Below are 4,213 nucleotides of genomic sequence, written 5' to 3'. Positions count from 1 at the left end.
GGCTATCAACATGGCTTCACTCCCTGGGTGGATTGCAAGGACTCTATCAACTCCTTTAGAACCGCTCGCGCCATGAAGAGTGGATAGCGTTTGGAGTCTATGCAATCGTCCGGGATGTGACAGTTAGTCACGTCTCCCCATATACCCCACAAAGAACTGGTCATACCGGTGGCCTGAAGTGATTGATTGATTCTTATACCCGAGCTGGCTTTAAGTTCATGCAGGACAGACGCCCTTATTTGCCGTTTTTGCAACGCAGCATGCTCATCAGGAGAATTTCAGACTGAAATGTGACCACGCTGTTCGGTCCGTGCCCATAGGGCTGAAGAGCGGCGTGTTGCTGGATCAAACTGCTCAACCGCCGTTCCGCCTGAGTCTGTGCCCCCCGAAAAAGCTGCTGGCGGCTGAAGTACTCTGCCGTCAGCCGTAGCCCCTGGCGATCACCCTCCTGTACAGCTGCCGCTCGCCGGCAGCTATTCCTACGCTTGAAGTAAGGAGACAAACGGCGCGGGCGACCTACCTGTCAGGATTTGAACCATTCCACGAGTTCGGGCCCGAGCAGCGCCGCATTCAGCTCCTCGTCGGACTGCGCGACAAAGGCCTCCAGGTCGCGGATGACCACCAGGCCGGTATTCTTAAAGCGGCTGGCGATTCGCTGGACAAACTCGAACTTCACGTTCCTGTCCTCGCAGGCTCCGATGAAGAGAAAGTAGACCTGGTCCCCACGTCGCTGCGATTCCTCCAGGACGCGCATGGTTCGCGTCTCATCGCCGGCGGTGTTTTCACCGTCGGTGATGAAGAGTACGAGTGAGCGTCTCTTTTCGTGTGTATGTGGAGCGCCGTGATCGTGCGCCTGCCCAGTCGACGACCACCCGAACAATCGGCTGAGGAAGCCGGCACCCTGCGTAGACCGGTGCACCTCGTCGCAAGTCTTCCAGCCGAAGTGCTCAAGCGCGCGTTCGAGCACAAAGCTGTAGGTTGTTCCACCATTCCAGCCCGGAACTCGATCGATGATGTTGCGAGTAACGTAACCATGAGCGTCGTTCGGCTCCACCGCTCCTACATAGTAGGCGTTGCGCTCGCCTGCGCTAAATGTGAAGACGTCCATTTTGTGGTCAGGGTCGAGCACCATGCAGTAAGGTACGAGTCGCTCAATCAGGATGCTGGTTGTTCCCTCTTCGTGCTCGTGCTCGAAGGACCCAGAGACGTCGATGATCGCGGCAGTTTCCGCCCTCACGTTCGCCACCACGCCAGCTTTGTCGAGCGCGAGTCGCAGCGCGGTGGCTGCCTTGTCCAGATTCAATGTGAGTTTGCTGTTCATGTGTGCTCCTGATTCAGGTTTTCAACTGGCTGATAATGTCCCGCAGCCGATAGGCCAGCTCACCAGCTTCGGTCGGCGAGATCGTGGTCTTCCTGGCGCCTAGGGTGGCGATGGACGCAATACTGCCGATGAACGCCGGCATAACGACCAGCGCCACGTTCTGGATAGCGCCGATGATACGCATCGGCTGCTCAATCTGTAATTCCTGTGTAGAGCCGGTTTGCCGCATCTGCGCCAGGGTTTGGGTGAGACTCATGCTGCGCTCGGCAAATCGCTGCGCCAGTGCTGTATCGTTCTGACGAAGGCGCTCCGACAGAAACAGGGCGCCGATGGCCGAGGCCTCGACTTGTTCGGCAGTCCCCTGCATCGAGTTGGAAAGACGCAGCAGCCGGTCCTTGAGGTCCAGCAGTGGGTCCAGCGCCGCAGCCATGAGCGTAAGCAACTGCTCCAGCTCGGCTTGGGCCCTGGCAAGTTCACTCGGTGTGTCGATCCGGCTGTTGATGCCCTGAAACAGGCGGCCCATTACGCTATCGCCACCATGTCCGCAGACGGCCATCAGGTCAATCGATCCCAGGATGTCCATCATTCGCGCGAGGTAACCGTCCACCTGGCGCAGCACAGGGCTGCGCGCAAGGTCCAGCATCTCGGTGACGAGGCCGCCGTGGGTCTGCTGCAAATCATGACCCCACAGGATCGCCTTGCGCTGCGCGGCCCGGTCGAGGACGAATGCGCCGACCAGCGCTCGCGCCCGTTCATACAACATGGTCTTAGCGCCCGGCGACAACGCTTGCAGATCCCGCACTGACACTTCAATCCGCCTCCGTTCAGTGCCAGGCATGGCCGTTGGCTGCCGAATCACCGGCTTGACCGCCGGTGCACGACGAGCAGGCCCATCCTTTGGTGGCTGGACGGCACCGCCAGGGCCGCGCGGGGAGGCGCCCTCGGAGCCGATGACCGTCGGGCGCAACTTGTCCTTCGCGGGCGGCATGGCTGGTCTCAGGAGAAGTGGCCCAGAACGTCGTTGAACGTACCCGTGAAGCCGCGGCCGACAGGAGCGTACTCCCAGCCATTGTCGCCATGCATGATGCTGCCGAGCTGCACCACGTTGAATTCGCCAAACTCCTTGGACAACTGGTAAGCGCCGAGCTCGCGCCCGCCTTCGTCGGCGATGGTGACGGTGCAGACCTCAATGTCGGCAAATGCAGCTTCGTCTTCTGATTCGGCGCCTTCAACGTGTCCCTGTCCGTGCTCGGCCTTGTGGACGGTGGCAAACAGGGGGATCTCGTTCACGCCCGCTGGGAGTTTCGAGCCATCAATGACGATGGTTTCGGTGTTGCCCTGCACCCGGACGTCGCCGGAATGCTGCAGTCCACCCGAGGGCGTGGCGAAGGAGCCGTCCGCCGCCGTCGGAAGCACGCCCGTTTTCGGGCTCATCTTCGTTGTGTTGTAGGTGGACAGGATCTCTTCCAGTGCCGAAACCTTCGCGCCGTTGCCGCCGTTGCGTGCCTCGAGTGCGTGGATGTCGATGTCGTCCTGGTGGCTGGCGTCGCACTGCCATGCGACGGTTACCTTGAACGCAGCGCCCTTGTTGAGTGAGAGCTGCAGTTTGCGGGCCGGTGCGGCGCCGTGCTTGTCAAGGGTCAATGTGAGCATGGCTTCTCCGGGGTCCTTGTTATGCCTGGCGCAGCGCAGCGAGTTCGGCGCGCGACTTCTCGAACATCTGCCGCGCCGTCTCAAACTTCGCTTCAGTTTCCTGCTTGGCGGCTTCCACCAGCTCGTGGATCTCGCGGGTCTGGGTGATGATGGCTGCGATTTGCTGCGCCTGCGCGACCCGGTTGTCGCCGGGAGCTTTTGCTGCGGCGACAGCCACGTCCCTGGTGGCCTGACCGCGAAGTTGCGTCAATTGCTGGTCAAGGCGTGCCTGGCGCTCGGCGATCTGTTGCACCGACTTGACGGCAAACGCGCCGTGGATGGAGAGCAAGGTCATCTTGATCGACGCGAACCGCGAGGAGACCGTGGTGGCCGTCTCCTGCAGTGTGGCGATGCCGGCAGCCTCGATCTGCTGGATCACCATTTGGTCGGCCGGAAGGCGCGTATAGGTGCCTTCAAGCGCGAGGGCACGGCTTTCCAGCAACCGGAGTTTGTCCTGCAACTCACGCAGCCGCGCCTGGGCGGACACGTCGGCGGGGTCGGCTGCCGCCGTCTGCTGCGCCACGTAATGCCGGGCCTTGCCGAGAAACGCCCGGGCCACGGCCGCATCGACGGTGAAGTTGGCAAAGTGCGTTCCGTACGATAGTTTGAGCGTCTCCAGCACCTGCAATTCGCCAAACAGCGTCGTCATTTCCTTGGACAGTTCGCCCTCCAGCCGGCCCATCTCGTCAGCCAGCGTTTGCGTCCGGCTGGCAATCAAGTCGCCAACTTCCTGCATGAACTCGCGAAAGGCTTCTTCGGGTTTGCGGCCGGTGAGCTTGGCGAACAGGCGGGCGAAGAACCCCGGATCCTCGCCGGTCTGTATCTTCTCCAGGATTTCAGGCAGTTTGGCGTCATCAACACCCTTTTCCAGGCGTCCGAAGAGGGCGAACACCTTGGACGCCGTTTTCTTGTCTAGCCGCGCGAGAAAGCCGTCAAGCGTCTTTTGCAGCGCCTGTTCCGCACCGAGTCCGATCTTGATGATCTCGCCGGATGGAACGGCCGCAAAGTCCAACGCGGCTAATGCCTGTTCGGCTTGCGGCACCTGCTCAGGCCTAAGCACGATGGCTCCGGTTTCTAGGAGCTTGTCGGGCTTTCCCGCCTACCGCGAGTGGGCGGCGGCCTGGAAAATCGCGCCAGTTTAAAAAGACCTCCCCTGCATGAGCCGCTTCATCGCCGTAGATCGAGACACCGCCTACTTGC

The 4,213-nt window shown here is 61.0% G+C and carries 4 protein-coding genes; all 4 read right to left on the bottom strand.

Annotated features, from left to right (window positions below):
* Positions 1 to 523 precede the first annotated feature (523 nt).
* The 4 genes from NFX52_RS29360 to NFX52_RS29345 are packed head-to-tail and all read right to left on the bottom strand — an operon-like array spanning position 524 to position 4,055.
* A complete protein-coding gene (locus tag NFX52_RS29360) occupies positions 524 to 1,321 on the bottom strand; it encodes a VWA domain-containing protein (RefSeq protein ID WP_055401333.1) in 798 nt (265 codons plus the stop codon).
* A 13-nt stretch (positions 1,322 to 1,334) separates the two neighbouring features.
* Positions 1,335 to 2,309 carry a hypothetical protein gene (locus NFX52_RS29355; RefSeq protein WP_055401335.1) on the bottom strand — a complete coding sequence of 325 codons (975 nt, stop codon included), beginning with the start codon at positions 2,307 to 2,309 and terminating at the stop codon, positions 1,335 to 1,337.
* Between the two features lie 8 nt (positions 2,310 to 2,317).
* Positions 2,318 to 2,974, bottom strand: a complete 657-nt coding sequence (locus tag NFX52_RS29350; protein ID WP_055401337.1) for a TerD family protein — start codon at positions 2,972 to 2,974, stop codon at positions 2,318 to 2,320.
* Positions 2,975 to 2,993: 19 nt separating this feature from the next.
* The gene (locus NFX52_RS29345) at positions 2,994 to 4,055 is read right to left on the bottom strand and encodes a hypothetical protein (RefSeq protein WP_202907216.1); all 1,062 of its coding nucleotides are present in this window, start codon (positions 4,053 to 4,055) and stop codon (positions 2,994 to 2,996) included.
* Positions 4,056 to 4,213: the final 158 nt, after the last annotated feature.

Origin of the sequence: Acidovorax facilis (genome assembly GCF_023913775.1) — a bacterium.
Taxonomy (GTDB): Bacteria; Pseudomonadota; Gammaproteobacteria; order Burkholderiales; family Burkholderiaceae_C; genus Acidovorax; species Acidovorax facilis.
This window is presented reverse-complemented; position numbering and strand designations above follow the sequence as displayed.